The 25848-nt window shown below is 49.5% G+C and carries 22 protein-coding genes and 2 tRNA genes; 13 read left to right on the forward strand and 11 right to left on the reverse strand.

The window, feature by feature from the left end:
• Window positions 1–4 precede the first annotated feature (4 nt).
• The 3 genes from PRU_RS02315 to PRU_RS02325 are packed head-to-tail and all read left to right on the forward strand — an operon-like array spanning window position 5 to window position 2379.
• Window positions 5–1096: a DUF4421 domain-containing protein gene (locus PRU_RS02315; RefSeq protein WP_041385558.1), complete on the forward strand. Its 1092-nt coding sequence runs from the start codon at window positions 5–7 to the stop codon at window positions 1094–1096.
• Window positions 1093–1956, forward strand: a complete 864-nt coding sequence (locus tag PRU_RS02320; protein ID WP_013064834.1) for an N-acetylmuramoyl-L-alanine amidase-like domain-containing protein — start codon at window positions 1093–1095, stop codon at window positions 1954–1956. Before PRU_RS02315 ends, PRU_RS02320 begins: the two co-directional genes overlap by 4 nt.
• Window positions 1957–1986: 30 nt before the next feature.
• The gene (locus PRU_RS02325) at window positions 1987–2379 is read left to right on the forward strand and encodes a YkvA family protein (RefSeq protein ID WP_013064268.1); all 393 of its coding nucleotides are present in this window, start codon (window positions 1987–1989) and stop codon (window positions 2377–2379) included.
• 47 nt (window positions 2380–2426) lie between these two features.
• Here the strand turns inward: PRU_RS02325 and PRU_RS02330 are convergent.
• The 3 genes from PRU_RS02330 to PRU_RS02340 form a co-directional block, all read right to left on the reverse strand.
• Window positions 2427–2498, reverse strand: a tRNA-Cys gene (locus PRU_RS02330).
• Between the two features lie 79 nt (window positions 2499–2577).
• Window positions 2578–2766 (reverse strand): hypothetical protein, encoded by a 189-nt coding sequence (locus tag PRU_RS02335; RefSeq protein WP_049769060.1) that lies wholly within the window; start codon window positions 2764–2766, stop codon window positions 2578–2580.
• Between the two features lie 12 nt (window positions 2767–2778).
• Window positions 2779–3816, reverse strand: a complete 1038-nt coding sequence (locus PRU_RS02340) for a diacylglycerol/lipid kinase family protein (RefSeq protein ID WP_013063587.1) — start codon at window positions 3814–3816, stop codon at window positions 2779–2781.
• Between the two features lie 163 nt (window positions 3817–3979).
• On the opposite strand from PRU_RS02340, the gene spt reads away from it, so the two are divergent.
• From spt to PRU_RS15170, 5 genes are all read left to right on the forward strand, one after another.
• Window positions 3980–5167, forward strand: coding sequence for a serine palmitoyltransferase (gene spt / locus PRU_RS02345; protein WP_013065412.1), 1188 nt, complete (start codon window positions 3980–3982; stop codon window positions 5165–5167).
• 179 nt (window positions 5168–5346) lie between these two features.
• A tRNA-Pro gene (locus tag PRU_RS02350) sits at window positions 5347–5422 on the forward strand.
• Between the two features lie 97 nt (window positions 5423–5519).
• Window positions 5520–8048, forward strand: a complete 2529-nt coding sequence (locus tag PRU_RS02355) for an alpha-L-arabinofuranosidase (RefSeq protein WP_143040152.1) — start codon at window positions 5520–5522, stop codon at window positions 8046–8048.
• A gap of 73 nt (window positions 8049–8121) precedes the next feature.
• A complete protein-coding gene (gene msrA, locus PRU_RS02360) occupies window positions 8122–8643 on the forward strand; it encodes a peptide-methionine (S)-S-oxide reductase MsrA (RefSeq protein WP_013065614.1) in 522 nt (173 codons plus the stop codon).
• 45 nt (window positions 8644–8688) lie between these two features.
• A complete protein-coding gene (locus tag PRU_RS15170) occupies window positions 8689–9192 on the forward strand; it encodes a M48 family metallopeptidase (RefSeq protein WP_049769061.1) in 504 nt (167 codons plus the stop codon).
• A gap of 265 nt (window positions 9193–9457) precedes the next feature.
• On the opposite strand, the gene PRU_RS15960 is transcribed toward PRU_RS15170, so the two are convergent.
• A complete protein-coding gene (locus tag PRU_RS15960; protein ID WP_187288017.1) occupies window positions 9458–9604 on the reverse strand; it encodes a hypothetical protein in 147 nt (48 codons plus the stop codon).
• Between PRU_RS15960 and PRU_RS02370 the strand changes: the two genes are divergently transcribed.
• Window positions 9575–10840 (forward strand): M16 family metallopeptidase, encoded by a 1266-nt coding sequence (locus tag PRU_RS02370; RefSeq protein WP_187288015.1) that lies wholly within the window; start codon window positions 9575–9577, stop codon window positions 10838–10840. The two genes, PRU_RS15960 and PRU_RS02370, sit on opposite strands and share 30 nt — an antisense overlap.
• A gap of 13 nt (window positions 10841–10853) precedes the next feature.
• The gene (locus PRU_RS02375; RefSeq protein WP_080517159.1) at window positions 10854–12323 is read left to right on the forward strand and encodes an insulinase family protein; all 1470 of its coding nucleotides are present in this window, start codon (window positions 10854–10856) and stop codon (window positions 12321–12323) included.
• A gap of 65 nt (window positions 12324–12388) precedes the next feature.
• Here the strand turns inward: PRU_RS02375 and PRU_RS02380 are convergent, their stop codons facing one another.
• The 3 genes from PRU_RS02380 to PRU_RS02385 all read right to left on the reverse strand — a co-directional run bounded on the left by PRU_RS02380 (window position 12389) and on the right by PRU_RS02385 (window position 16004).
• Window positions 12389–14050, reverse strand: coding sequence for an AAA family ATPase (locus tag PRU_RS02380; RefSeq protein WP_041385561.1), 1662 nt, complete (start codon window positions 14048–14050; stop codon window positions 12389–12391).
• A gap of 509 nt (window positions 14051–14559) precedes the next feature.
• Window positions 14560–14625 (reverse strand): smalltalk protein, encoded by a 66-nt coding sequence (locus PRU_RS15965; protein ID WP_177168193.1) that lies wholly within the window; start codon window positions 14623–14625, stop codon window positions 14560–14562.
• A gap of 461 nt (window positions 14626–15086) precedes the next feature.
• Window positions 15087–16004 carry a bile acid:sodium symporter family protein gene (locus PRU_RS02385; RefSeq protein ID WP_013063813.1) on the reverse strand — a complete coding sequence of 306 codons (918 nt, stop codon included), beginning with the start codon at window positions 16002–16004 and terminating at the stop codon, window positions 15087–15089.
• 133 nt (window positions 16005–16137) lie between these two features.
• Here PRU_RS02385 and PRU_RS02390 point away from each other — a divergent pair, with 133 nt between their 5' ends.
• From PRU_RS02390 to PRU_RS02400, 3 genes are read left to right on the forward strand one after another with little or no spacing between them, the layout of a single operon-like run.
• Window positions 16138–16719 carry a helix-turn-helix domain-containing protein gene (locus tag PRU_RS02390; protein ID WP_013063601.1) on the forward strand — a complete coding sequence of 194 codons (582 nt, stop codon included), beginning with the start codon at window positions 16138–16140 and terminating at the stop codon, window positions 16717–16719.
• Window positions 16720–16777: 58 nt separating this feature from the next.
• Window positions 16778–18484, forward strand: coding sequence for an AMP-binding protein (locus tag PRU_RS02395; protein WP_013065557.1), 1707 nt, complete (start codon window positions 16778–16780; stop codon window positions 18482–18484).
• A gap of 44 nt (window positions 18485–18528) precedes the next feature.
• Window positions 18529–20979 (forward strand): two-component regulator propeller domain-containing protein, encoded by a 2451-nt coding sequence (locus PRU_RS02400; protein ID WP_013064840.1) that lies wholly within the window; start codon window positions 18529–18531, stop codon window positions 20977–20979.
• Here PRU_RS02400 and PRU_RS02405 read toward each other — a convergent pair.
• The 4 genes from PRU_RS02405 to PRU_RS02420 are packed head-to-tail and all read right to left on the reverse strand — an operon-like array spanning window position 20948 to window position 25848.
• On the reverse strand, window positions 20948–22165 hold the full coding sequence (locus tag PRU_RS02405) for a type IX secretion system plug protein (protein ID WP_013064862.1): 1218 nt from the start codon (window positions 22163–22165) through the stop codon (window positions 20948–20950). The genes PRU_RS02400 and PRU_RS02405 overlap by 32 nt on opposite strands.
• On the reverse strand, window positions 22162–24135 hold the full coding sequence (locus PRU_RS02410; protein ID WP_013064252.1) for a fructose-1,6-bisphosphatase: 1974 nt from the start codon (window positions 24133–24135) through the stop codon (window positions 22162–22164). The genes PRU_RS02405 and PRU_RS02410 overlap by 4 nt, the downstream gene beginning before the upstream one ends.
• Complete coding sequence (locus PRU_RS02415; protein WP_041385563.1) at window positions 24132–25211, reverse strand: glycosyltransferase; 1080 nt, start codon at window positions 25209–25211, stop codon at window positions 24132–24134. Before PRU_RS02415 ends, PRU_RS02410 begins: the two co-directional genes overlap by 4 nt.
• A complete protein-coding gene (locus PRU_RS02420; RefSeq protein ID WP_013064473.1) occupies window positions 25180–25848 on the reverse strand; it encodes a glycosyltransferase family 2 protein in 669 nt (222 codons plus the stop codon). The genes PRU_RS02415 and PRU_RS02420 overlap by 32 nt, the downstream gene beginning before the upstream one ends.

Consider the following 25848-nt stretch of genomic DNA (forward strand, 5'->3'; position numbering starts at 1 on the left):
TGATATGAAGAAGGGACTGATGGTGTTGTTATGGATGATGGTGGGGCTGAGCGCTTTGGCTGCTGGGCCCGACACGCTATCTGTAGATACTGTTGGTACAAAGAATGAATTAGGCTTGATACGTCGAACTGTACGCGAGTTCGACCGCCTGAACGATGAATATATCGAGCCCCAGCACTACGAGTTTACGGTGATGGGACAGATTACCCGCACTTACGAGAGCTTTATTTTGAGTAGTAACGGTCAGCAGATTAAGCTGTCGCCCGACGGACTTACCAAAATCGGTCCTTACTTTGGCTGGCGTTGGTTCTTCCTGGGCTACACGTTCGATATCAAGAATATCGGCTTTAGTCAGAGTGGCTTGCGTAAGGAGTTCGACCTGAGTATCTACTCGTCGCAGGTGGGTGTCGATATCTTCTATCGCCGTACTGGCAACGATTATAAAATCCGTGATGTGCGTCTGGGCTATGGCTTCAATGGCGACTTGTTCGAGGGACTGCCTTTCGATGGTGTGAATGTGGGTATTACAGGTGCCAGTGCCTATTACATCTTTAATCACGGACGCTTCTCTTATCCGGCAGCCTTCAGTCAGAGTACCTGTCAGAAGATTAGCTGCGGTTCGTGGATGGCGGGTATCGGCTTTACCAGGAACACGCTCGATATGGACTACGATAAACTGCAGACCACACTCAAGTCGCGCATGGATCGTAGTCAGGAACTGAAACTGGATTCAGGCTTGATGTTCAAGGATATCAAGTACAGCGACTTCATGATATCGGGTGGCTACGCCTATAACTGGGTGTTTGCCAAAAACTGGCTGTTCTGTGCCAGCGCCCAGCTTGCCCTCTGCTATAAGTCGAGCTATGGTGAGATAGCCGACGAGAAGAAGGGCTTCAGCTTTGATAAGGTGAATATGGATGGTATCGGCCGATTTGGTATGGTTTACAATAATACCCGCTGGTATGCCGGTTGGAGTGCTATCCTGCGCACCAACAACTATCGCACCTCGCGATTCACAGCCAATAATATCTTTGGCTCGTTCAATGCCTATATAGGCTATAATTTTTTGTTGAAAAAGAAATATCGTAAAGCATGAAACGTATCATATATATCATCATAGGTATTACCGCCTGCCTCACATCTTATGCCGCAGGTTTTGGCAGCGTAAAGGCACTGCCTCAGGATAGCGCCACTATCTGCCGCTTGCTGGCCGAGGCCAAGAAGCAGCCCGCATCTACCTGTATGCCGCTGTTTTTTGCCCAGAAGTTTGTGGGCATTCCCTATGTGGCTCATACCCTCGAAGGCGATAAGCAGGAGCGCTTGGTGGTAAACACCCGTCAGCTGGATTGCACCACACTGGTAGAAACCGTTACAGCCCTTACCCTCTGTGCCCAGCGCAAGGATTACTCGTGGCTGGCCTATCAGCAGGCGTTGGTGGGTTTGCGCTATCGTGGTGGCGTGATTAATGGCTATCCCAGCAGGTTGCATTACTTTACCGAGTGGATTACCGATAATACCAAGGCGGGTGTGGTAAGCGAGGTGCAGGCCCCCAATCCGCCCTTTACTGCTGTACAAACCGTTAAGGTGAACTACATGAGCACCCATCCCAAGAGCTATCAGGCCCTGAAGGAGCATCCTGAGTATGTAAGCGCTATTGCCAAGCAGGAGCGCCAGGTGTCGGGTGCCAAGTACCGCTATATCCCCAAAAAGCTGGTGGGGAAGAGTCAGATGCTGCGTAAGGCTATCAAGGATGGCGATATTATTGCCATCACCTGTAATAAGGCCGGACTTGATATCGCCCACTTGGGTTTTGCCGTATGGCGTGCCGACGGACTGCATCTGCTAAATGCCTCGCAGTTGCATCACAAGGTGGTGTTAGAGCCCATGACGCTCTATCAGTATCTTAAGAAACATTCCTCGCATACTGGAATCAGAATTATCAGAATAACAAAATAAAATAGTAACTTAACCAAAGGAGAGTAAAAGATGGAATTACCCGATTTTATGAGTTATGCGAACAAGTTTTCGCAGACAGAATTTGCCGAGAAGATTGCGCGTATTGCTAAGCGCGCTGGTGCCAAACTGGTTTATGCGGCACTGATACTTTATTACACCCTGCAGAGCGACAAGGTGAGCAAGGCCGACAAGGCTATCATCATTGGTGCTCTGGGTTACATGATCAGTCCGCTCGACGTGATTCCCGATGCCATCCCCATTGCCGGACTTACCGACGACTTGGCCGTGCTGCTGTACGTGCTGAAGAAGGTTTGGACAGGTATCGACCCCGAGATTGTTGAGCAGGCCAAGAGTAAGCTTAGCCGCTGGTTCGACGAGGAAGAAATCGAAGAGATTGGCGATATTCTCGCACCTGAAGATTAAGCATCAGGGCACAAAAAAATCCTCAGCGTTTGCTGAGGATTTTTCAGAGGTGCCTGGCGGATTCGAACCGCCGTAGACGGTTTTGCAGACCGTTGACTAAGCCACTCATCCAAGGCACCAGGTAAAAAGAATGACTGACATTTTCTCAAATGCGGGTGCAAAGGTACTGAGATTTTCTGAGACTACCAAATTTTTTAGCTACTTTTTCGTGCAGCAACTGCTTTTTTTCTGTTTCTTGCACTGTTTTGCGTGTTCTTTCAGCTCTTTTAGCTGGCATCCGTCGCAACCTTCGCACGGATCATTGGCTTTTTGCAGCCGCTGGTAAACCCACCACGCGGCATAGGCAATCGCGCAAGCTAAGATGAAATAAACAACAATCTGCTGCATAATGTTCAATGATCAAAGTTTTGTAAGTTTACGTAGCAAAACTTTGTTGATTACCTGAATGCGGTGCCCTTGTCGCTCAATGTCCTCGCGTACATTATTTATATTATTAAAGAAGTCGCTAAAGGCATTCAGTACAGCATTAGGCTGTCCGGCATCCTCTTCAGCCTCAGGATTAATCAGTATCTTAATACCCTGTGGTTCAATGTGCACATCTATCTCGGCATCCGTCATAATCGGGTCGCCATCGTAGTGTATGGCACCTGGCTGCTTACGGGAGATATGCAGCGTTTTGGTGCGGAAAGTCTTAATCTTCGAGTTGTTATGCATGGTTTTCATAAACAGGTCGGCGGCAATCTGTGGTGCGTCGAGTGCTGTAAATGGCTCCATGATAATCACGTCCATCTCGCCATCCTTCATGGTGGCGCCTGGGGCAATGTAAGCATTATTACCATACTGCGAGGCGTTGGCGCAGGCAATCAGGAATGCCTTGTACTTCTTGGCGCCCGTATCGTCGCTCACCTCGTAGGTCTCGGGTTTGTATTTCAGTCCCTCTTTCAGCACGTTCTCTACGTAGGTGATGGGACCGCGCTTGCCTGCTTCGGCAAACTTCAGTGATATAAAGGCGTCGAAACCCATGCCGCAAGTGCAGAAGAAGGGCATGCCGTTAATTACACCATAATCAAACGAATCAATCTTACAACTGTTAATCATGCCGATGGCTTTCTTGATGTCCATGGGCACACATAGATGACGGGCCAGGCCGTTGCCGCTGCCGCAGGGCACAATGCCCAGTGCGGTATTGGTGTGTACCAGCGATCGTGCCACCTCATTTACGGTGCCGTCGCCACCCACAGCCACTACTATGTCAACGCCTTCTTCGGCCTTCTGTTTTGCTATCTCAGCAGCGTGTCCTCGGTATTCAGTAAAGCATATTTCGGTGTCGAACAGATCCTTGTCGATAATCTGTCCTATCAAGGCAGGAACCTCGGCCTTCGAAGTGGTTCCCGATTTAGGGTTCAAAATAAATGTAATTTTTCTCTTTTTCGTCATAATTATGGTGCAAATTTACGAAATTTGGGCGAAAAAATACCCCTAAAGACAAGAAAAATAGCAAAAACTAACTATTTCTTAGTAAAAACTTGCACGTTTTACCGAAAAATGTGTATCTTTGCACCCTGAAATTTAGAAAATAATAGACTATACCTATATCGGAATGGGACAGTTACAAGAAAGATTCAAGCATTATCGTGAGCCACAGAAGTTTATGGAGGCTGACGTATATCCCTATTTCCGCGAGATTGAAGGAAAGCAGGGAACGGAAGTTGAGATGGGTGGCCACAAGGTGCTGATGTTCGGCTCTAATGCCTATACAGGCTTGACTGGCGACCAGCGTATTATTGATGCAGCTAAGGCAGCACTCGACAAGTATGGCTCTGGTTGTGCCGGAAGCCGATTCCTTAATGGTACACTTGATCTGCATGTTAAGCTCGAAAAGGAAATCTCAAAGTTTATTGGTAAGGACGATTGTCTGTGCCTGTCAACAGGTTTCTCAGTAAACCAGGGTGTTATCCCTGCTCTGCTGGGTAAGGACGATTACGTTATCTGCGATGATCGCGACCACGCATCTATCGTTGATGGACGTCGTTTGGCTTTCGCCCGTCAGTTGCACTACAAGCACAACGATATGGCCGACTTGGAGCGCGTGCTTCAGAAGCTGCCTCAGGAGGCTGTTAAGCTGATTGTGGTTGATGGCGTGTTCTCTATGGAGGGCGACCTGGCTAACCTGCCTGCTATCGTTGAGCTCAAGCACAAGTACAACTGCTCTATCATGGTTGACGAGGCTCATGGTATCGGCGTTTTCGGTAAGCAGGGACGTGGTGTTTGCGACCACTTCGGACTTACTGACGAGGTTGACCTGATCATGGGTACATTCTCTAAGAGTTTGGCTTCTATCGGTGGTTTCATCGCTTCTGATTGGGATACCATCAACTATCTGCGTCACACTTGCCGCACTTATATCTTCTCGGCATCTAACACACCTGCTGCTACAGCTGCAGCTCTCGAGGCTCTGCACATCATCCAGCAGGAACCCGAGCGCATCCAGGCTCTGTGGGATGTTACAAACTATGCCCTGAAGCGTTTCCGCGAGGAAGGATTCGAGATTGGTGAGACCGAGAGTCCTATTATTCCTCTTTACGTGCGCGATGTTAATAAGACATTCCTGGTAACCGCTCTGGCTTTCAAGGCTGGTGTGTTTATCAACCCCGTAATTCCTCCTGCATGTGCACCTCAGGATACACTGGTGCGCTACGCTCTGATGGCAACTCACACTAAGGAACAGGTCGACCGTTCGGTAGTTGCTCTGAAGAAGATTTTCGTAGAGCAGGGCATTATCAAATAATTGAGAATTGAAAATTGAAATTCGATAATTAGCCTCCCAAATTGGGAGGCTTTTTTGTGTTTTGGGGGATGAAAACGGCTTATTTGTTAAAATACGTAAATAAATACCACTTTTTGGCTTTGATATTTTTGTATTCCAAATTTTCTTCGTACCTTTGCACCCGCAAAACAAAAAATGACCGAGGTGTAGCGCAGTTGGTAGCGTTCCTGGTTTGGGACCAGGCTGTCGCAGGTTCGAGTCCTGTCACCTCGACCAAAACAAAAAAATGTGTTTGTCCGCTAGCTATTTGTAGCTAGCGGATTTTTTTTGTTTATGTCCCGACCAATTCTCGAATAACTATAAAAAAATGAGTATGAAGAAGATCTTTTTGTTGGCATTCATGGCTGTTGGATTAACTGTCAGTGCCCAGAGTGAGTATCAGATCACCGTTCAGAGCAAAAAGCCGTCGGGCATCATCGATGAGATGCTTTACGGACAGCTTTTTGAGCACATCTACTTCAGTGCCAACAATGGCGTGTGGCAGGAGTTGATACAGGAGCGTTCGTTCGAACCTGAGCAGTATCCCGGCATCCATCCGCGCGATGGCTACTTTGATGGTTGGTTTATGGACGATCATCAGGTGCTGCACTCGCCAACCCGCTACGAGCAGCCGCTTAGGATTGACAGCATCAACACCAACGATTTTGATCTTACGATGGATGTTAACTGGAGAGCCTATAAGCTGGCCCGTCGCAGTTGGAGTGGCGGACTGATGGATATCCGCTTTGCCTTCCGCAACAAGGCCGATGGTACACCTTATTATCTACGCATACACGATCCTTATTACGAGAGCAGGATGTTCACTCCCGCCCAAACACAGGCTCAGATCCAGGCTGCCAAAGAGGCCGAAGCCCGTGCAGCCCTCCAGCAGCAGGCCGCTACAGCCGATTTCTCTATCTGCCGCATGGAAGAACGCGAGGTGCCAGGCTGGGGCGGTCGTACCCGTCGTATCAACACGCTCGTACCATTGGTGTCGGTCCCTGCCACCAAGGAGCAGGTTAACGAGAGTCAGCAGTGGCACAAGCTGCGTATCGAGAGTCGTGGTAGCCGGGTTAGCGTGTTTTGGGACGACCAACAGGTGCTGACCTACGATGGCTTAGAGGTAGCCGATAGACACTTTGTTACCTTCTGGGTTAACTATACCGAGGCCACCTATCGTAACATCCAGCTTACCGCTACCGATGGCAAGGTGTTGTTCCAAGGCATCCCTGGCGATGTGCAGATACCCGCCGTTGCCCAGCAATGGACCGCCTTTGGCGATGGTGGACAGTACCGATTGGTGAAGGACGATGCCATCAACATGCGCTATTCGCAGCTGATTACTTCCACCAAAGGCCAGGCAGGTATCTTCCAGGGCCCTCAGAATATTGTTAAGGGCGAGAAATACGTAGGCTCTATCTATGCTAAGGGCAAGGGCGAGCTCATCGTAGGCCTGCGCGATACCAATGGCAGGTTTGTGGCCCGCCAATCGCTGGGTAAGGTAGGTAAAAGCTGGCAGAAGTACGCCTTTACCTTAGAGCCCGAATCCAACTGCGACGGCGATTTCGCCATCGTGGTTAACAATGGTAGCGTACAGGTTGATATGGCCACCATGACCACCCAGAGTGGTATCAACCTGGGTGGATTCCGTCCCGACATCCTGCAGGCCGTTAAGGAGCTTCATCCCACCTGTCTGCGCTGGCCTGGTGGCGGTTATGTGGCCCAGTACGACTGGCAGTGGGGTATCGGTCCGCAGGAGAACCGTCAGCGTTGGGACCACTGGATGTGGATGGATTACGATCAGAACTGCTTTGGTACCGACGAGTTTATCCGTTTCTGTCGCGAGGTTAACTCCGAGCCGGTTATCGTGGTAAGCGTTAAGTTCGAGCGCCCCGCCAGCGAGTACAATCAGATACTGCAGGATGCCGTTAACTGGTTGCGTTACTGCAATGCCCCTGCTACTGATGAGTGGGGTGCCAAGCGTGCTGCCAACGGTCACCCCGAGCCTTACAACGTGAAGTACTGGGAGATTGATAATGAGATGTGGGAGATGGGTATCGAGCGCTACGAGCAGTGTGTACGCGATTTCAGCACCGCCATGCGTAAGGTCGATCCCAGCATCAAGATTATCGCCTGTGGTGGTTTCCGCGAGGACGAGCAGTTCATCCAGCGTAGCGGTCAGTATTTCGATTACCTCAGTCTGCATCATTACGAGCAGCAGGGTGGCTATGCCAGCGGTCCCGTTCGTCTCGGTCAGCAGTACGACAACTACGCCAAGATGATTGCCAACGGTCCTAACCCCAACATCAAACTCTTTATCTCCGAGTGGAACCTCAACAGTATCGACTGGCGTACAGGCCTCTTTGCAGGCGGTTTCCTCAATATGTGCGAGGCGCGCGATGTAGTGGCCATGGGTGCTGCAGCCCTGTTTATCCGCCGTACTGATGCCCCCGACTGGAACAACGCCTTTATCAATTTCGACTATAAGGATCTGTTCAAGGCTCCCAACTGTCAGGTTACCGAGCTTTGGTACAACCACTTCTCAAAGTACCGCTTGGCCTATAGCGGCGAAACGGGCGATGTAAGTGTAAGCACCACGCTCTCCGAGAATGGCGCCGATGTCATCGTCAAGGTGGTTAATCCTACCGATTCTGCCGCCACCCTGCGTATCAAGGGCGATTGGGATGGGGTAGAGCGTGCACCGTTCGAGTATTATGCCCCCGGCTCGCTTACTGTAGCCAACAGTATGCAGAACAAGCATGCCGTAGCCCTCAAGCAGGCCCAGGCTCAGGTTGAAGGCACCGATGTAGTGCTGGCCGTACCCGCTTTGTCGGCTGGTGTGCTCGTCATCCACAAAAAATAAGTAGGTAACTTTCGCTGGTTTTTCAGAAATAAGTAGTATCTTTGCACCCGGATTTAACAAAAGCATAATAAAAATGGAAAAAGAGATTTACCTGGCTGGAGGTTGCTTCTGGGGTACAGAGCACTTCTTTAAGCAGATAGAAGGTGTGATCGAAACCGAAGTGGGCTTTGCCAACGGTCACACCGAGAACCCAACCTATAAGGAGGTTTATACCGATACCACAGGCCACGCCGAAACCGTTCGTATCAAGTACAACGATGCGGTAGTTGGTCTCGAGTTCCTGTTGCAGATGTTCTTCAAGGCCATCGATCCTACCAGTCTGAACAAGCAGGGCCACGACGAGGGCACCCGCTATCGTACAGGCATCTACTATCAGGATGCCAATGATCTGCCTGTCATCGAGAAGGTTTATGCCGAGCAGCAGGCCCAGTACGCTGAGCCATTGGCTGTAGAAAAACTGCCTTTGCAGAAGTTCTATTCGGCCGAGGAGTATCATCAGGACTACCTGGATAAGAATCCCGATGGCTACTGCCACCTGCCCCTCGAGCTCTTTAAGTTTGCCAAGCAGGCCAAGGATAAGAGCAAGCAGCAGTAATACATGCAAGTAAAGCTTACATATAGGTTTACAAGCCGATTATCCATGCGCATCGCCAAAAATGGCGATGTGCATGTTTCTGCACCTATCGGACTGCCCAAAAAGACCGTCGAGAAGTTCATTGCCGAGCATCTCGACTGGATTGAGCAGGCCCGTAAGCGCACCCTTCAGCGTCAGCAGCAGCGCGCCGCCTTCTACGGTCAGCTGCCACTTAAAACCCGCAAGGATAGGGTAGAGGCTGTTGCTCGTCTGAAAACTATCATCGAGCCCATGGTAGAGCGCTATTCCCGGCAGATGGGTGTCACCCCATCCGCCATCACCTACAAGGCCATGATATCCCGTTGGGGCATGTGTAACATCAAGACCCATGCCATCTGTTTCTCTATCTACACCCTGTTGCTCCCCGAGTGGTGTATCGAGCATGTGGTCGCTCACGAGCTCTGCCATTTGTTAGAGCCCACCCACAACGCCCGTTTCCACGTCCTCATGGATCAGTATTTCCCCCGTTGGCGCGCCGCCCGCAAGCAAACCCGCCTTATACAATCTTGATACAATGACAGGCACAACTGCTGATGGCCGAGTCTGTAAATTCTTGATTATCAGATATGTTTGAATTTGATGTTGTTTGATAATGGAAATAATCCATTATACAAACAGCTATATGACTAGGGTATATTCCCAGTTTGATATACCTTTGCACCAGCAAAAGCTTAAAATACTGAATATTATCTATAATTTTACAACAATAATGGTTAAACTAAAAAGTTTTTTAGTCTTATTCGCCTGCGTTCTAGGAATGCAAGCGTTAGCAAAATCAGGAACTCTCAGGTTTGAGGATTTCCTGCTGAGAGATACCTCCCATGTTATTCATGGAACGCTCGACAATGGTTTTCAGTATTACATCGTTAAAGAGGTACATCAGCCTTTTCAGATGAGTCTGCTGCAGAAGACTGGGTTTCATGATGATGGCGAAACCCCAGAGATATCACATCTCCTGGAGCATATGTTGGCCACCGCTAATCGACCGATTGCTACAGGAGATACCTTAATACAATATCTGAAAAAGCTTGGCAAGGAATACGGCTCAGGGTTCAACGCTTTCACAGGGGCCAATTTTATGAAATTCGACTTATATCAACTAAAGAGTGAACTGGCCTATGCCGATTCGTGTATGGAGATATTATCTGAGATTGCCGAGGGTTCTAAGATCTGTTCCGAGGATCTGGAAAGGCAGAGGACAAGGATGATCAACGAGGTAGCTAACCGAAAATACGTTTTGAATGCACGACAGACAGATGCTAACTTGGGTGTTTTCAGATTTGGATATGATCCTGCCGAATGGCGTGAAGTTCAATTAAACAGTGCCAAGAAGATTACACTGTCGCAACTTGAGGCATTCTATCGTAAATGGTACCATCCTCAGAATCAGTGCCTGCTGGTTACTGGTAATGTTCCCGACGGTATTGAGAAGATCATAAAGCGTAAATTCGGCAGCCACCCACGTGTGCCTGCCCCATCGCCCACCATCTTAGATTTCACTGATAAGAATATGCTTATCGAGAGATGGGGAAGTACAGCATGTTCGTTGACGCTGAATTTTGCGCTGCCTATTCTGACACAGGCAGAAAAGACGAGTCCTAACTTCTTCAGAGATTACTTTGCTTTGAAACAAATCAATCACGCCCTCAATGAAAAGATAAGGGAGCGAAAATTTGCAAGCAACTTCGTTACTCGTTATCAAGTTGCAGAGCGCTTGATGTTGACTGCAACCTTTACGTGCGACCTCAATGAAGAACTACCTGGCGGTGGCTTGCAGGCTTTTGTGGATAGTGTGGCAGCTTTGGTAAACGATGTCAGAAGTAATGGCGTTAAGATAAAAATGCCAAAGGATACGCTCAAGAAAGGCGAGGTGGCACTGCGCTGCGCTCAGATTATGAAAAGACTGCAGGAGGGCAATGGCGAAGGCAATACTATCGATAGAGTTTTACAGCCCGATGTATGTTTCATTTATTCCTTACCGTTATATAAGCAGGAGAATTCTGATGCCTACTGGACGTTCATGCTCAGCGGCAAGGATATCTCTGATTACTGCAAGAATTTTATCAATAAGTCAAAAATCACGATAGAATGCGTGCTTCCGTATGACTATCCTGAAAAAGAAATAACTGAAAAACTGAATGCCTTTCTGAGGCACTAATATTGATATAGTAATGAAAACAAAACTATTATTTTTTATGATTGCTTGTGCTTTCACCATCCAAGCATCGGCACAGTCAGGGGATGTTAAGTACGAGGACTTTATCACAGATCCTTTGAACATTACTCCAGGTGTACTCGACAATGGCTTCCGCTATTATTTATGCAATAACTTTTTTCCTGATAGCAAGCTGGAAATGCGACTTATCCAGAAATCTGGAACTGGCGACGACGAGGGCACACCTGGCATATCGCTATTATTAAGAAGAATGCTTTGCTCTGAAAACCTTATTGCGGGTACATGCGGTGTGCTTAAGGATAAACTCGATGAACTGCAACTGCAACGATTTACCCAATTCCGTGCCGTTAATGGTCTTGTTCCCGATATCTCTACCTACAGTTCGGAGATTGATAACGGGTGTACAGAGTATAATCTGTTTCGTTTAAAGAATGAGCGAGCCTACGCAGCGTCGTGTGTTGGACTTTTGGCTGAGATAGCAGGTCATGCACGATTCTCGGCTTCGGAGTTGGAACGTCAGAAAGAGTTTCTGGTGAATGAAATCACTAACAGTAGATACGATCTTGCAAAAAAACATGACAACTACCAGAAGGCTACATTCGTGGATGGATGTTCGCTCGATGAACTGCTGGATAAGCAAATTAATAGCATCCGCAGCATTACGCTCCAGCAGCTCGAAGCCTACTACCAGCGCTGGTATGTGCCACAGAATCAGTGCCTGTATGTGTATGGCAAAGCGCCCAGCAATATCGCTGATATCATCAAGCAGAAATTCGGCAGCCGCCCCAGTATGCCTGCTCCCGAAAAAAGCGTGAACGAGCTGAGCAACCAGAAGTTGTTGATGACTAAACGAGAAGGTCCTATATTTTCTATTCAATTCTATTTCATAAAACCTTGTGTGGCGCTATCCAGCTCAGAGGATCTTGACTATCTCAGAAAAGCAGCGGTATATACCCGCATTGGCGAGATGCTTGGTTCTTCGCTTCATGCACAGGTAGTGACATCGATCGATGAAAGTGCCCCATTTTTTAGACGCCCCGTTTATGCATTACACTTTGTGAAAAATTTAGACCTATATGCCGACGATCAGCAGCTCAGTGATTTCATAGATGATGTTACCAAAAAGTTGGATGATGTCATACGTAACGGTTTCCAGGAGCATATCGCCCCATTACCAATTGAAAAGCAAAAGGAACTCCAGCGGCAGGAATTAAACAATATTCATCACAGTTTTGTTGTGGATACCCATTCCAGTATCAAGGCCAACTTCTTGTATTCCAAACCTCTTTTTAAGGACGTTCCACCATACAATTATTTCAAGTATGAAGTGAGCGAACAGGATATTCAGAACTGCAGCAAAGAGCTCTTCAATAATTACGATTTGCGAATTGTGTGTACAACACCGTATGGCTTTACCGATGCCGGCATCAAGGCCAAGCTCGAAGCTTTCTTGTCAGATAAATAGGTATTAGCGCAGGGCAGGGACGATGATTCTCCGTGAGTGGAGAGTTATCGCCCTGCCGATATAAGCTAAAAACCGATTTTGGCTTTGGGGCGCGGAATCTCGATGGGCACGATGTCATCTGCTGTTAACTGGCGCCATTCCTGCTTGTCATCTGGCTTCTGCATCACACATCTTGTGGCGTGCTGTATGTAGATGCGTTCCAGTTGGTTGGCCACAAAACGGGCGTTACCCCAAGTCTGAGGGTCGCGTACCTGATACGCCTGTGCCATCATGGTGCGATACTTCTCCCAGGCTCCATCAGTAAACTGATACTCGTAGTCCTTAATCCTGCTTTTGGTTATTTCTAGCAGCTCGTTCACACTGAAGTCCTGAAACTCGAACTTGTTTGGGAATCGCGACTGCAGACCAGGGTTCATGTCGAGCAGTTTCAGCATCTGGTCCTTGTAGCCGCATAGCACGATGGCGATATCGCGCTGCGTTTCGTCGGCCAGAATGTTCATCAGCAGTTGTATCACCAGCTTGCCCGGGTCGTTCTCGTTCTTGCCGTTCAGTAGATAAGCCTCGTCAATCATCAGTACGCCACCCATCGCCTTTTCTATCACCTGTCGCAGCGATCGTTCCTCGTCGCCCCATAGCGTGCCGATAAAGGTGCCGCGATCGCACACCACTACATGTCCTTTCGATAAGGCCCCCGTGTAATGCAGCAGCGAACCGAATATTTTGCAAACGGTGGTTTTACCTGTACCTGGACGACCTAAGAAGATGCTGTGCAGCGATACCTCGTGCTGCTTGCTGTTGGGAAACATCTCCTGCATCACCCTGTTGTAACTGGTTAGTGCCACCAACTCATCCATGCGGTGCTTAATGTCTTCGCAACCCACCAACTTGTCCAGTTCCTCGCGCGGATTCTCGATGGGATCCAGTATTTTGATATCAACACTTAGGCCCATATTCTGGTCTATCGTCTCGCTCTTGGTCGTAGGCGTTGCTGGTTCCTCTGGCTCATGCGCTTCAGACTCTTCTTCATCAGCATCCTCTTCATCCTCTGTGGTATTGTCTCTTATTGACAGTCCCATGATGCCATCAGGTTCTTCGTTCAAGTGATCATTCGCAAGGTCGAAGAGCATCTGTTCGAACTCATCGTAGTCTTCATCTGCTGTTTCGACCTTTGGCTCCGGCTTAGCATCAATACTTTCGTCGGTCACAATATCGAAATATACCTTGCCAGCAAGATCGTCGTCATCATTCACCCCAGCCCTACGAAGTTTCAGGTTGCTGCAGTTGCTGATCACCTTGATGTCGTTCTTTTCCCAGTCATCCTCCAGTTCGTAAGCGTTGTTGATGGCATCCTCTGTCAGCAGAATGCCGTAAACTTTCAGACTGGCTTGAGATTTTCTAAGCCGACTCTTCATGATTTCCATCGTCTCCTTTAGCTTCCACACAGTACTTTCGCGAGGTTCGCATCCAGGTTCATAAATCATCATGTCTATGTTCTGCGTTTCCTCGTAATATTGCTTTTGGCGGTGCTTGTTGCTGTCCACGCATACCACCACCATGTTCATCGAGTCGGCATAAATATAAATATCGCAGTTGTATAAGTATGGGGCAAAGCCCTTAATCCTATTAGAGTAGACGGCATAGTTAACCGCCATAGCGTTCATATGTTTCCAGATAGTAAGATTTGTCTGGTATCTAAAGTCGTTAATCAGTCTGTTCAAGTTTCTCATAAAAACATCTTCATTGCATCGTACATATATATATAATAGGTATACCCCGTGTGTGATAGGGGCGCAAGAGTCATCGGGCCAAATGCTTTTACGCACCTGCCCCTTAGTATTATAGAGGTTTCTTTTCAGATTTCTCTATCACATCGTTCAAACAATTGTAGCAAAATGTCAAAGAACGCGCAAGCCGAGCGCAATGCGAAAGCTCGCTTTCAGCTTTTCCGAGTGACAACACACAATCCACCTGTCGATTCTCAGATTCGGTTTTACCCTCGTCTTAGAACCGCTCGGCACATGATTGCATCGATTGTCATTCTGTTCATTTTGCTTTTAAAATTTTGTTTGTTTTGTGATAGAATTATGTTTATCGGCGGCAAATGTAGATAATTTCCCCGAAACTTCCAAATTTTTTCACGAAAATCGGTCGAAAAAAGAGTTTTAATAGATGGTCAAGTACAACATAAACAAAATCGAGGGTGTGCCTGTTGTTTAGCACGCCCTCTGATTCTTACTTACAAGCCCATGCAGCTCGTGGCGCCTAGGGCGGTTACTATCGCTGTGGCGATACTCGCTATCATTTTAAATTAAAGGGTTTGTTATAATCTTTCCTTTTCCTTAAAACCTCTTCCTTAGTCGTGCTTGAGCGGGTGTAGCCATCTAAAATTTTCTGGTAGGCCTACTAAAAATTTTTCTATGGCTTAAGCGCTCTTTTTGTTGCCTTTCAACAACATTGCAAAGGTACAAAAAATATTTGAATTGTGCAAATATTTTGGTAGTTATTTTAGTCCATAAAACTACTTTTTCTATCTGATGATGGTTTTGCGCTTTTGCACTTTTGCACTTTTGCAAACTTGACATTAAGGTATTGGATATTTTAGTAAAATATCTCTATTATTATATAATATATATATTATATAATAATAGGCTTAGTATTATAGATTTCTAAAAACCTTTAAGTCAAGTTTGCAAAACCGCAAAACTGCAAAAGTTTTATTCCGCTTCTGGGATATCACTCCACTTGGTAGTGTAGCTTGGACTGCTATCTGCCATAGAGTTTTGCGGCGAGGGCGCCGCTGATGTTGTGCCATACGCTGAAGATGGCACCGGGGATGGTGGCCAGGGGGTAGGCGGCAAAATGGAGTACGGCTAAGGATGAGGCCAAACCGCTGTTTTGCATGCCTACCTCGATGCTGAGGGCCACACGCTTGGGATGGGGTAGGCGCAGCAGGCGGCCGATGGCATAGCCTACACTGAGGCCTAACAGATTGTGCAATACGACGGCTGCTACCACAATGGCGCCTCCTAACAGCAGGCGACTGGCGTTATGGCTGACGATGATGCCTACTACCAGGGCGATAACCACCGACGAGAGGGCTGGCAGATAGGGGGTGACGCTGCGGGTGGCACGGGGCATGAAACGCTGGCACAACAGGCCTGCCACGATAGGGGCTATGACCACATATATAATACTGGTGAGCATGCCGATGGTATCTACATTGACCATGGTGCCTGCCATGAGCCATACCAGCAACGGGGTTAGCACAGGCGCCAGGAGGGTGGAGCAGGCGGTCATGCCTACCGAGAGGGCCAGATCGCCCTTGGCCAGATAGGTGATGACATTGGAGGCGGTGCCGCCAGGACAGCAGCCCACGAGGATAACGCCTAAAGCCAACTCGTTAGGGAGCTGCAATGCCCACGAAATAAGGAATGCCAACAGCGGCATAACGGTGAACTGGGCCAGGCAGCCTAACAGGATGTCCTTGGGGCGACTGAGCACGATACGGAAGTCGGCTGGCGATAGGGTAAGACCCATGCCGAACATGATGACACCTAACATGGGATTGATGGTGTAGGTGCTCATCCAGTTAAGACTTTGGGGCACCAGCAGTGCTACTGCTGCCACCACCAATACCAATGCGCCCATCCAACGGGCTATGAAGTTACAAATGCGTTTCATGGCTGCAAAGGTACAACAATTTTAGCAGAGTGTACAACTTTCTTGTTAAAATCTATTAAAACACGCTTGTTTTCCAATTAAAATATGTACTTTTGCCCTTGAAATAATAGGTAAAAAAATATTTGTAAGTAAGATGAATAATCATTCAGTTGTAGGCGCAAAAATCAAGGGCCTTAGAGAAACCAAGAATCTCAGCATCGACGTGATTGCTGAGCGCAGCGGACTTACCGTAGAGCAGATAGAGAGTATTGAGAATGATGTGAACCTGCCATCGCTGGGTCCACTGATTAAGATTGCTCGTGCTTTAGGTGTTCGCCTAGGTACCTTTATGGATGATAACGATGCCCTTGGACCTATTGTTTGTCGCGCCGAAGATCGTGAGAAGGATAGCAGCATCAGCTTTAGCAACGGCGCTACTGATGCACGTAAGCACATGGAGTATCACCCATTGGCACAGCAGAAGGCTGGTCGCCACATGGAGCCATTCGTAATTGACATTAACCCCGAGGAGAACCCCAACTTCCAGTTGAGCGACCACGAGGGTGAGGAGTTTATCTACGTGATGCAGGGTGAAGTAGAGATTGTGTATGGTAAAGAGACCTACACCCTGAAAGAGGGCGACAGCATTTTCTACGACTCGATTGTAAAGCACCACGTACACGGTGCCCCTGGCAAGAGTGCAAAGATTCTGGCAGTAGTTTACATACCATTTTAATACATTAAACATTAAACATTAAACATTAAGGATTAAGATGAGTGATGTAAAATACGATATGGCGGGCAGACCGCTGCCTGATAGAACTTATCCAGCCGAGACTGGCTCGGAGGGATACAAGCTGTGGGAAAGAACTCTGGGCGAATGGCTGGAGTACTGGGCTGAGACTACTCCTGATAAGGAATACATAGTATATTCGGATAGAGACCTGCGCTTTACATGGAGCAAGTTTAACGAGCGTGTGGATAATCTGGCCAAGGGCCTGATATCTATCGGCGTTAAGAAGGGCTCGAATGTGGGTATCTGGGCTACCAATGTGCCCGACTGGCTAACCTTCCTGTATGCTACAGCTAAGATTGGTGCAGTGCTGGTAACGGTGAACACCAACTACAAGCAGAACGAGCTGGAGTATCTGTGTAAGGACTCGGATATGGAAGTGCTTTGCATTACCGATGGTACATGGGATTGTAACTATGTGGATATGACCTACACCATGCTGCCAGAGTTGAAGACTTGCGAGCGCGGACATCTGAACAGCGAGCGATTCCCTTACCTGAAGAACGTAGTATATATAGGTATGGAGAAGTATCGCGGTATGTATAACACCGCCGAGCTGCTGCTGTTGGGTCAGAATATCGATGATGAGACACTGAACACGATGAAGAAGCAGGTGAGCTGCTACGATGTGTGCAACATGCAGTACACCAGCGGTACCACAGGTTTCCCCAAGGGTGTGATGCTGACTCACTACGGCATTTCGAACGATGGTTACTTTACCGGCGAGAATATGGGCTTTACACAGGATGATAAGTTGTGTGTATGCGTGCCCTTGTTCCACTGCTTTGGTGTGGTGCTGGCCACGATGAACTGCTTGACTCACGGCTGTACCGAGGTGATGGTTGAGAAATTCGACCCACTGGTAGTGCTGGCCTCGATACACAAAGAGCGTTGTACCGCCGTTTACGGTGTGCCTACGATGTTCATAGCCGAGCTGAACCACCCGATGTTCGACATGTTCGACCTGAGCTGTCTGCGTACAGGTATCATGGCCGGATCGCTCTGTCCTATCGAGCTGATGAAGCAGGTAAGCGAAAAAATGTATATGACCATTACCAGCGTGTACGGACTGACCGAGAGCTCGCCTGGTATGACGCAGACCTGCCTGAACGACACTTTTGAGCAGCGTTGTACTACTGTGGGACGCGACTTCCCATTTGTAGATGTGAAGGTGCTCGACCCAGAGACCGGCGAGGAATGCCCCGTTGGCGTACAGGGTGAGATGTGCTGTAAGGGCTTTAACGTGATGAAGGGTTACTATAAGAATCCACAGGCTACGGCCGAGGTGATCGACAAGAACGGCTATCTGCACTCGGGCGACCTGGGTGTGAAAGATGAGCAGGGCTTCTATAAGATTACCGGACGTATCAAGGATATGATTATTCGTGGTGGTGAGAATATCTACCCACGCGAGATTGAGGAGTTCCTGTATCACATGCCTGGCATTCGCGATGTACAGGTGGCTGCTGTGCCATCTAAGAAATATGGCGAGGCCGTGGGTGCCTTTATCATCCTGGAAGAGGGTGTGGAGATGACGCCCGAGGATGTGCAGCTGTTCTGCCGAGGCAAGATAGCCCGATACAAAATTCCGAAGTACGTGTTCTTTATCAAGGAATTCCCGCTCACGGGATCAGGTAAGATCCAGAAATTCAAACTAAAGGAGATGAGCCTGAAACTATGTGAGGAACAAGGAATTGAGGTGGTCTAGACCACAATTGAGAATTGAAAATTGACAATTGATAATAAGAACCAATGACTAGAAGATACGCGATAATACTACTAACAGTGCTGCTGTCGATTTTGACTGCAGGGGCTGTTAATGTGTCACCGCGTATCTTCCGTAATTATACCGCAGCTAACGGTTTGGCCGATAACGGTGCCCAAACCATTCTTTGCACCAAGACTGGCCGACTGGTGATTACCACCGCAGGTCAGATTAACTTCTACGACGGCGCCTCGTTCTCGTATATCGACCCGCTGGATGAGAACATCTACGCCCTGTCGGATTATCGTGGTAATTACCATCTGTACTTCGACAAGTATCACCACATCTGGCTGAAGAACACGGGTAGCGTTACTTGTGTAGAGCTGATTACCGAACGCTTTGTGCCGAGCATTGAGGATGTGTTTGCCGAGTTTGGTGTGAAAGAGCGCGTAATGGACTTGTTTGTGGACCGTACGGGTGTGGTTTGGCTGCTGACGGCCAACGGTTTGTATTCGGTTGAAACCAAGCAGTACATCAAGACGCGTGCGGGCTTGAACCTGCAGGACCTGGAGGTGTATAAGGACAAGTTTCTGATGCTGTTCTACGAGAACGGACTGATGGAGATGTACGATATTACCAAGGGCAAGCGTGTGGCCGAGAACCGGCCCTATAACGACGATATGGCCCGCCACTATGCGGCTTCGTCGCTGGTAATGATGGACAGCACCAAGGTGTACCAGATACGTAACGGTGCCAAGGAGGCCATACTGATGCAGTACGACGTGCCACGCAAGGAGTGGACCGAACTGCTGCGCACACCTTACCACCTGAACAGTTTGGTGAAGCACGACTCGCTATTGTATGTGCCTTGCGAATACGGTTATTGGACAGTACACGAGAGCAGCTACGAGACTACCCATTTCGAGGCACTGAGTATTGTGTCCGGGCAGCCGCTCGAAACCGATATCAACGTGATTGCCTTCGACCGCCAGGGTGGTATGTGGGCCGGTACCGAGAGTCGCGGCATTCTTTACTCGATGCCTTACAAACAGCCATTCCATGCATATCCTTGGGGCACCCCGATAGCTAACCAGCTGGGCTCTATGATGAGTAACGTAAACCAGTGGCCAAAATTCCGCGACCGCACTGTGAACTGCGTGTTTAAGGATTCGCGAGGCTGGACGTGGGTGGGCACATCGCAGGGCTTGCAGGTGTATCGCCGCGAAAGCGACCTGTTGCCACAGGTTTACACCACCAAGGATGGCTTGTACAACAATATTGTACACTCGGTAGTAGAAGACCGCGACCACCACATCTGGGTGGCTACCAGCTACGGTATATCGGTAGTGCTGTTTGACGAGGATGGCAAGGTACACTTTATCAACAGCTACAACGAGTACGACCATGTGCCTAACGAGGTGTTTGTGAATGGTAAGGCCATGCTGCTGCCCGACGGGCAGATAGCCATGCAGTCGCTCGACCATGTGGTGCTGTTTGATCCTACCAAGATGTCGACACTCGACAACAGTTATCCGTTTAAGATTTATCCTAAGCTGATAAAGCTGATGGTTAACGGTATAGATGTGAACCCTACTACCGAGATTGACGGAAAACGCATACTGGATCGTGCCCTGAGTCGTGTCTGGGGCCTGGATCTGAATTACAATCAGAACTCGTTGACGCTGGTGTTCTCGGCTTTGAACTACTTCCGTCCGCAACAGACGTTCTATCGCGTGCGTGTGCTGGGGCTCGACGAGGAGTGGCGCATACTGTCGCCATTCAGTTCGGATATGGTTGACAAGGATGGCCTGCTGCACCTGCCGCTGATAGCGCTGCGCCCAGGACACTACACCATACAGGTACAAGCTTCGTTAGCACCCGATGTATGGGATACCAAACCTTACGAGTGGACCATCGACGTGAACGAGCCTTGGTGGCGTTCGGTAGGTATGTTCGGACTGTTGGCCTTTGTGCTGGTAGTGATGGCGGGTATTAACCTGTTCTACTATATGAAGAATGCCAACCTGCGTGCTATGCGTAACAGCGAGGAGATTGGCCTGATTAACCGTATCTACGCTTTTGTGGACCGTTGTAACACCAGCGCCGAGGTACTGGAGCCAGTGGTTGAGGAATACACTTCGGCACAGCCCGACCCGCAGGTAGAACTGGATGAAGACTTCCTGAAGATATATAAGAAGATTGCCCATGTGGTAGAGTTTGAGCGCAAGAAGAAAAAGATGACCATGCGCCGACTGAGCAATGCCGCCGGCATGGATGCCAAGACGTTCTATCAGGTGATTACCACCAATATATTCAAGAGTCCGCGACCACTGATTAAGCAGGCCCGACTGCAGCAGGCCGAGCGCATGCTGCGTAACACCAAGGAGCCGCTTGAGGTGATAGCTGATAAGTGCGGATTTATTTCGGTAAACTTCCTGATATCGCAGTTCTTCCAGGTTCACCACGTTACTCCCGACCAGTATCGCAGAAAGCGCTAAGGCGCCAAGTGCGGTCGGTAGTGCCCTTGTAATAAACTAAAGCTTGATATTGATTTTCGGTTTGGTAATAGTTGCCCTCGCTGGCTAACTGTTGCCCATCGGCTGTGGTGTACTGGTAGTTGTAATAGCCTTGCTTCTGTAGGATGCTGGCTGTGTACAGCTCGTTTACGGGGTCGTAATACAGCATGTAGTCGTCGGCACCTGTAGCAGTAGTCCAGCGGCCGCTGATGTAGATAGGTCCCTGGCGTGGTACACGCAGGCGGTAGTTTACCCACACATACTGGCCAGTGGTGCTTACCTCGTGGTAGTCGCTGTTGCGGATACAGAAGGCGCCGTTGGCATCCTCGTCGTACAGGTAGTTGGGGCGGGGGGCATCTACAAAGGTGTAGGCCTGATAGTTCTCGCCATCCCAGGTAATGTGGTCGATACCCATGGTGGGATGACTCACATCCAGCACCTCGAACTTACGATACTCGTTGCCCGCATCGAAGATGAGCTCGCGGTTGTGGCTCCACTCCAGACCGTTGCGGGTGGTGATGTTGGGCTTTATGCCCTGGCGCATATTGCGCTGCTGGTGGTTCTGCATCACTACGGCGTAAATCTGCGTATCGGGGTTGGTAACGGGCAGGCTGCCATAGTCGAGCGCCATCGTTACCTGCTGGTGACTCACACGGGTGTCGATATCGGTGTTAGGGGTGCTGCTCAGGCTCAGGCGCATACTCTGCTCGGTAACCATAAACTCGGTTACCAATACCTCGCGGTTGTCGTCGTCCTCGTCCAGAATATACAGGCGGTAGTTGCCACTCATCAGCAGCTGGCAGCGGTCGTTGGGCAGCTGCAGCTGGTAGTGGGTGTAGGGTACGATGGTGTTTATGGAGTGTGCGTAATCCTCGATGGGGTTGCCGTTGAAGCCTGAAAGCCAGTCGCTCTCGAACAGCTCTTCGCTTGGTGTCCAGTCGGCCTCGCAATGCTCCAGGCGATACACGTAGCGATGGTAGTTGTGCGAGAGTTCGTCGAACTCTACCGTCAGTACATCGTCGCTATGCAGGCGCATCACGGGGGCATTCAGCCAGTTCTGGTTCACCATCGTAACCAGCGTCTTGATGTTGGGCTGGTTAATGCGGTTCTCGGCTTGTGCGGCTAATGGCAGCAGCCACAGCAGGGCTAACAGGCAGCGGGCAATCATCGGCGGCGCTCAGTAATTATACCGTGACGATAGGCGTAAAGCAGCTCCTTCAGGTCGGCAATCTGCGCGCGCAGCTCTTCGCCCTTATCGGTATCGGCCACCAGCATGCGATGGGCCGACATCTCGATAATCTGTGTGGTAGATTTAATATCTATTTCGCGTGCTATAGCATCGCGGGCCGAGGTGAACGGCTCGTGCTGAACCAGTTGGAAACCGCGCGAGTGATATACCAGGGTGTAGCCGGCAATACCAGTCTCCTTGTGATAGGCCTCGGAGAAACCACCATCAATCACCATGAGCTTGCCGCCTGCCTTGATAGGATTCTCGCCGCTACCGGCATGTACGGGCACGTGACCGTTGATAATATGGCGGTTGGTGCCTTTTACGCCGAAGGCATCCAGTATGCGGTCGCAAACCTCCTCGCTGTCACGCAGCTTAAAGTAATTGCCTTTCTCCTCCTTATAGGTGTCTTTATCTACCAGGAAATAGCGCTCGAAGGTGGCCATCTTCGACTTACAGAACAGGGGCGACTCCTTACCGCACCACAGGTACAGGAAGTAATCGCGGGCGTAATCCTTATCATCCGAATCGTTCTGGAAGGCCTCGCGGATCATCATGCCGATATTGTGCATCAGCTCCTTGCCCGAGTATTTCCTGCCTGGATAGATCTCTATCTCCTTGAGCGAACCATCGTCGTTGAGCGGGATGGCGGCGTGGAACAGCAGGTTGCTGTTGCTGATGGTGTACATGCAGCCGTGCGACAGCAGTGTGTTGATATGCTTGTGCAGCTTTTCGCTGATGCGGAACGAGTGGTGCAGCTTCTGCATCAGGTCGGCCTCCTCGGCGGTGAGCTTGTTAGGATGCAGGGGATCAACGGTGGGGAAGTTACAGCTCTTCATCTCGTAATCCTTACCATCGATGTTGCAGGTGCCCTTTTCGTAGTTTACCATACTGAGCATACAACGGTCGGTCATCTGCCACTCGGGGCGGCGGGTAAATATCTCGGCCTCGGTCTTAAACTGCAGCACGGCGATGGCCTTGTGCATCTTGGCGGTGAGCTGCTTGGTCTTCTCGTCCATCGTGTTGCCTGGCAGCAGCTTGGGCTGGAACTCCAGACAGGGGTCGTTGCCATACACGTCGAGTGCAAAGGTGGCCAGGGGTACCAGGTTAATACCGTACTCCTCGATGGTAGTCAGGTTGGCATAACGCAGGCACAGGCGCAGCACGTTGCAGATACAGGCATCGTTACCAGCCGAAGCACCCATCCACAGCACATCGTGATTGCCCCACTGGATGTCCCACGAGTGGTATTGGCGCAGGGTGTCCATGATGATGTGGGCACCAGGACCACGATCGTAGATGTCGCCAAGAATATGCAGCTGGTCGATGGCCAGGCGCTGGATCACATTACAGATGGCGCAGATAAAATCATCAGCACGACCTGTAGAGATGATGGTGTTTACAATCACGCTCACGTAGGCGGCCTTATCGTTGTCGCTCAGACTCTCGTGTAGTAGCTCCTCGATGATGTAGGCAAAATCCTGTGGCAGCGATTTGCGCACCTTCGAGCGGGTGTACTTGCTGCTCACGTCGCGGCACACTTTTACCAGTTGGTGGATGGTAATGCGGTACCAGTCCTCTATATCTTTTTCCTGAGCCTTAATCAGCTCCAGTTTCTCTTCGGGGTAGTATATCAGGGTGCACAACTCTTTCTTCTCGCTCTCACGGATATCGTTGCCAAACAGCTCGTTTACCTTACGCTTGATGTTACCCGAGGCATTCTTCAGGATATGGCGGAAAGCCTCGCTCTCGCCGTGAATATCGGCCAGAAAGTGCTCGGTGCCCTTAGGCAGCGCCATGATAGCCTCGAGGTTGATAATCTCGGTTGAGGCGTCGGCAACCGTGGGGAACGATTGTGCTAACAGTTGCAAGTAGTGCAGATCAGTTTCATTGCCGGTAAGATGTTTCATATCTTAAGATGGTTTTTCAGATTGTTACGTAATACGTCGGTCTGTTTATCGTCGAGCGGGTCGATGGGCATGTAACCCTCGTCTAATAATACCTGCTCGCTCAGAACCTGAATCAATCGGGCTGCACGCTTGGTAAGATTGGCGTCTTCGAGTGCTTCGGCCAGCTGGTCGTCGTTCACGTTGTCGCGATACAGCTCGCGTGTCAGCTCCATCATGTTCAACAGAGTAGGGGCTTTGAGCACCTGACGGATGATGCGCATCAGGTAATCGGTCTCGTCGCCCTGATAATCGCCTATCAGCTCCTTGATGGGCTGGGGGCGATGGAATTTCTTGGGGAAATAGGCCGCAATCCTCGCTACGTCGAGTAGTGGCGATGTGTAGTCGAGTATGCGGATACCGTAGTCGGTATAGTTGCTGATGTTCTCATGCTCGGCATATATCAGCAGTCGTCGCCAGTCAATCAGGCGGGCATCCACCTCCTTGGCCTCTTGCTCCACCCAGCGCTTATCGCCCATGATACCTGCCTTGATAATCACCTTGAGGGCACGACGGGTGAGGTCGTCCATCAGTTCGAGGGTGTTCGAGTCGAGTATCTTCTGATAGATGGCAAATGTTTGGGCAGCCATCTCGGCAGGACTGATGGTGTTGGTGGTAACGGCATTGTGAACCTCTTCTACACGTGGGTTCCACCCCAGCTCCATAAAGCTCTGTCGCTCCATTTTGCCCAGGGTAATCACTGCATAGGCCCCCTCGATAAACTCGCGCTGTACCAGCGTCATAGCGGCACGCTGCTGGGCGGGCAGCATCTGCAAGGCAAAGGGCTGCAGCTGTCCGTGAGGTGTTACTACGGTACGGATATTAAGCTTACGGGCGCAACGCATGGCCTTGGTGTGCAGCATCTGGTTGGCGCCATGAATGTGGATGATATCGGCCTGGGCGTCGCGAGCCTGCTGGTAGAAGGATTTGCTGTTATCGGCCACTACCACGGTGGCACTCTGTCGTAATCCCTCTACCAACAGCTGTACATGACGTTGTATCAGCTCGTTATTCTTTGGGTAGATATGTAATATATTCATATCTGCAGAACTGGTTTTTCCAGAAAATGCGCCAACGCAAAGCCTGACGCTGAACAAACGATGGCTTGAGTTCGAAGTACTTCAGCACATCGAAGGCCACCGATTTCTTGATAACGATGAAATCGTAACGCCCCCAGCGGTAGTGGTGGCGCTTGCGGGTTCTCACCTTCTTCAGTCGGCGCTCTATGCGTGTAATATGGTCACTGGCATCATCTACATCGACGAATGCCTGCAGTTTAATGCCTTTCTTGGTAAGATAGCCTAACGTCAGGTCGGCGGTGTCATCAAAGGTATCGTTGATGGCCTGCAGAATATCTGCGTTTACGGGCGCATGACTGGCGTTGGCAAAGATTAGCCAATCGTTTTTCGCTGCCTTGATACCAATGTTATAGGCCTGCTTTTTGCTCATGGCATGCCCTTCTGACTTGGGTAGGAAGGTGGTATAGAGGTTGGGGTAATCTTTTTTAAGAAGCTTGAGTATATCAGGCGTCTCGTCGGTAGAAGACTCATCTACCACCACAACCTCGTAGCCAGGCTGGTACTGCTGCGTGAGGAAGGCCGTTAGGTTTTCCTGCAGCTCGTACGCCTGGTCGTACACGGTCATGATAACAGAGAATCTCCGTTCGTCTTTATTCAT

It is taken from the genome of Xylanibacter ruminicola 23 (assembly GCF_000025925.1).
Classification (GTDB): Bacteria; Bacteroidota; Bacteroidia; order Bacteroidales; family Bacteroidaceae; genus Prevotella; species Prevotella ruminicola.

Bases quoted from the DNA above. Each gene is read 5' to 3' on its own strand.
- PRU_RS02315 (WP_041385558.1), top strand. From the start codon at position 5: ATGAAGAAGGGACTGATGGTGTTGTTATGGATGATGGTGGGGCTGAGC.
- PRU_RS02320 (WP_013064834.1), top strand. From the start codon at position 1,093: ATGAAACGTATCATATATATCATCATAGGTATTACCGCCTGCCTCACA.
- PRU_RS02325 (WP_013064268.1), top strand. From the start codon at position 1,987: ATGGAATTACCCGATTTTATGAGTTATGCGAACAAGTTTTCGCAGACA.
- PRU_RS02335 (WP_049769060.1), bottom strand. From the start codon at position 2,766: ATGCAGCAGATTGTTGTTTATTTCATCTTAGCTTGCGCGATTGCCTAT.
- PRU_RS02340 (WP_013063587.1), bottom strand. From the start codon at position 3,816: ATGACGAAAAAGAGAAAAATTACATTTATTTTGAACCCTAAATCGGGA.
- spt (WP_013065412.1), top strand. From the start codon at position 3,980: ATGGGACAGTTACAAGAAAGATTCAAGCATTATCGTGAGCCACAGAAG.
- PRU_RS02355 (WP_143040152.1), top strand. From the start codon at position 5,520: ATGAAGAAGATCTTTTTGTTGGCATTCATGGCTGTTGGATTAACTGTC.
- msrA (WP_013065614.1), top strand. From the start codon at position 8,122: ATGGAAAAAGAGATTTACCTGGCTGGAGGTTGCTTCTGGGGTACAGAG.
- PRU_RS15170 (WP_049769061.1), top strand. From the start codon at position 8,689: ATGCGCATCGCCAAAAATGGCGATGTGCATGTTTCTGCACCTATCGGA.
- PRU_RS02370 (WP_187288015.1), top strand. From the start codon at position 9,575: ATGAGTCTGCTGCAGAAGACTGGGTTTCATGATGATGGCGAAACCCCA.
- PRU_RS15960 (WP_187288017.1), bottom strand. From the start codon at position 9,604: ATGAAACCCAGTCTTCTGCAGCAGACTCATCTGAAAAGGCTGATGTAC.
- PRU_RS02375 (WP_080517159.1), top strand. From the start codon at position 10,854: ATGAAAACAAAACTATTATTTTTTATGATTGCTTGTGCTTTCACCATC.
- PRU_RS02380 (WP_041385561.1), bottom strand. From the start codon at position 14,050: ATGAGAAACTTGAACAGACTGATTAACGACTTTAGATACCAGACAAAT.
- PRU_RS02385 (WP_013063813.1), bottom strand. From the start codon at position 16,004: ATGAAACGCATTTGTAACTTCATAGCCCGTTGGATGGGCGCATTGGTA.
- PRU_RS02390 (WP_013063601.1), top strand. From the start codon at position 16,138: ATGAATAATCATTCAGTTGTAGGCGCAAAAATCAAGGGCCTTAGAGAA.
- PRU_RS02395 (WP_013065557.1), top strand. From the start codon at position 16,778: ATGGCGGGCAGACCGCTGCCTGATAGAACTTATCCAGCCGAGACTGGC.
- PRU_RS02400 (WP_013064840.1), top strand. From the start codon at position 18,529: ATGACTAGAAGATACGCGATAATACTACTAACAGTGCTGCTGTCGATT.
- PRU_RS02405 (WP_013064862.1), bottom strand. From the start codon at position 22,165: ATGATTGCCCGCTGCCTGTTAGCCCTGCTGTGGCTGCTGCCATTAGCC.
- PRU_RS02410 (WP_013064252.1), bottom strand. From the start codon at position 24,135: ATGAAACATCTTACCGGCAATGAAACTGATCTGCACTACTTGCAACTG.
- PRU_RS02415 (WP_041385563.1), bottom strand. From the start codon at position 25,211: ATGAATATATTACATATCTACCCAAAGAATAACGAGCTGATACAACGT.
- PRU_RS02420 (WP_013064473.1), bottom strand. From the start codon at position 25,848: ATGAATAAAGACGAACGGAGATTCTCTGTTATCATGACCGTGTACGAC.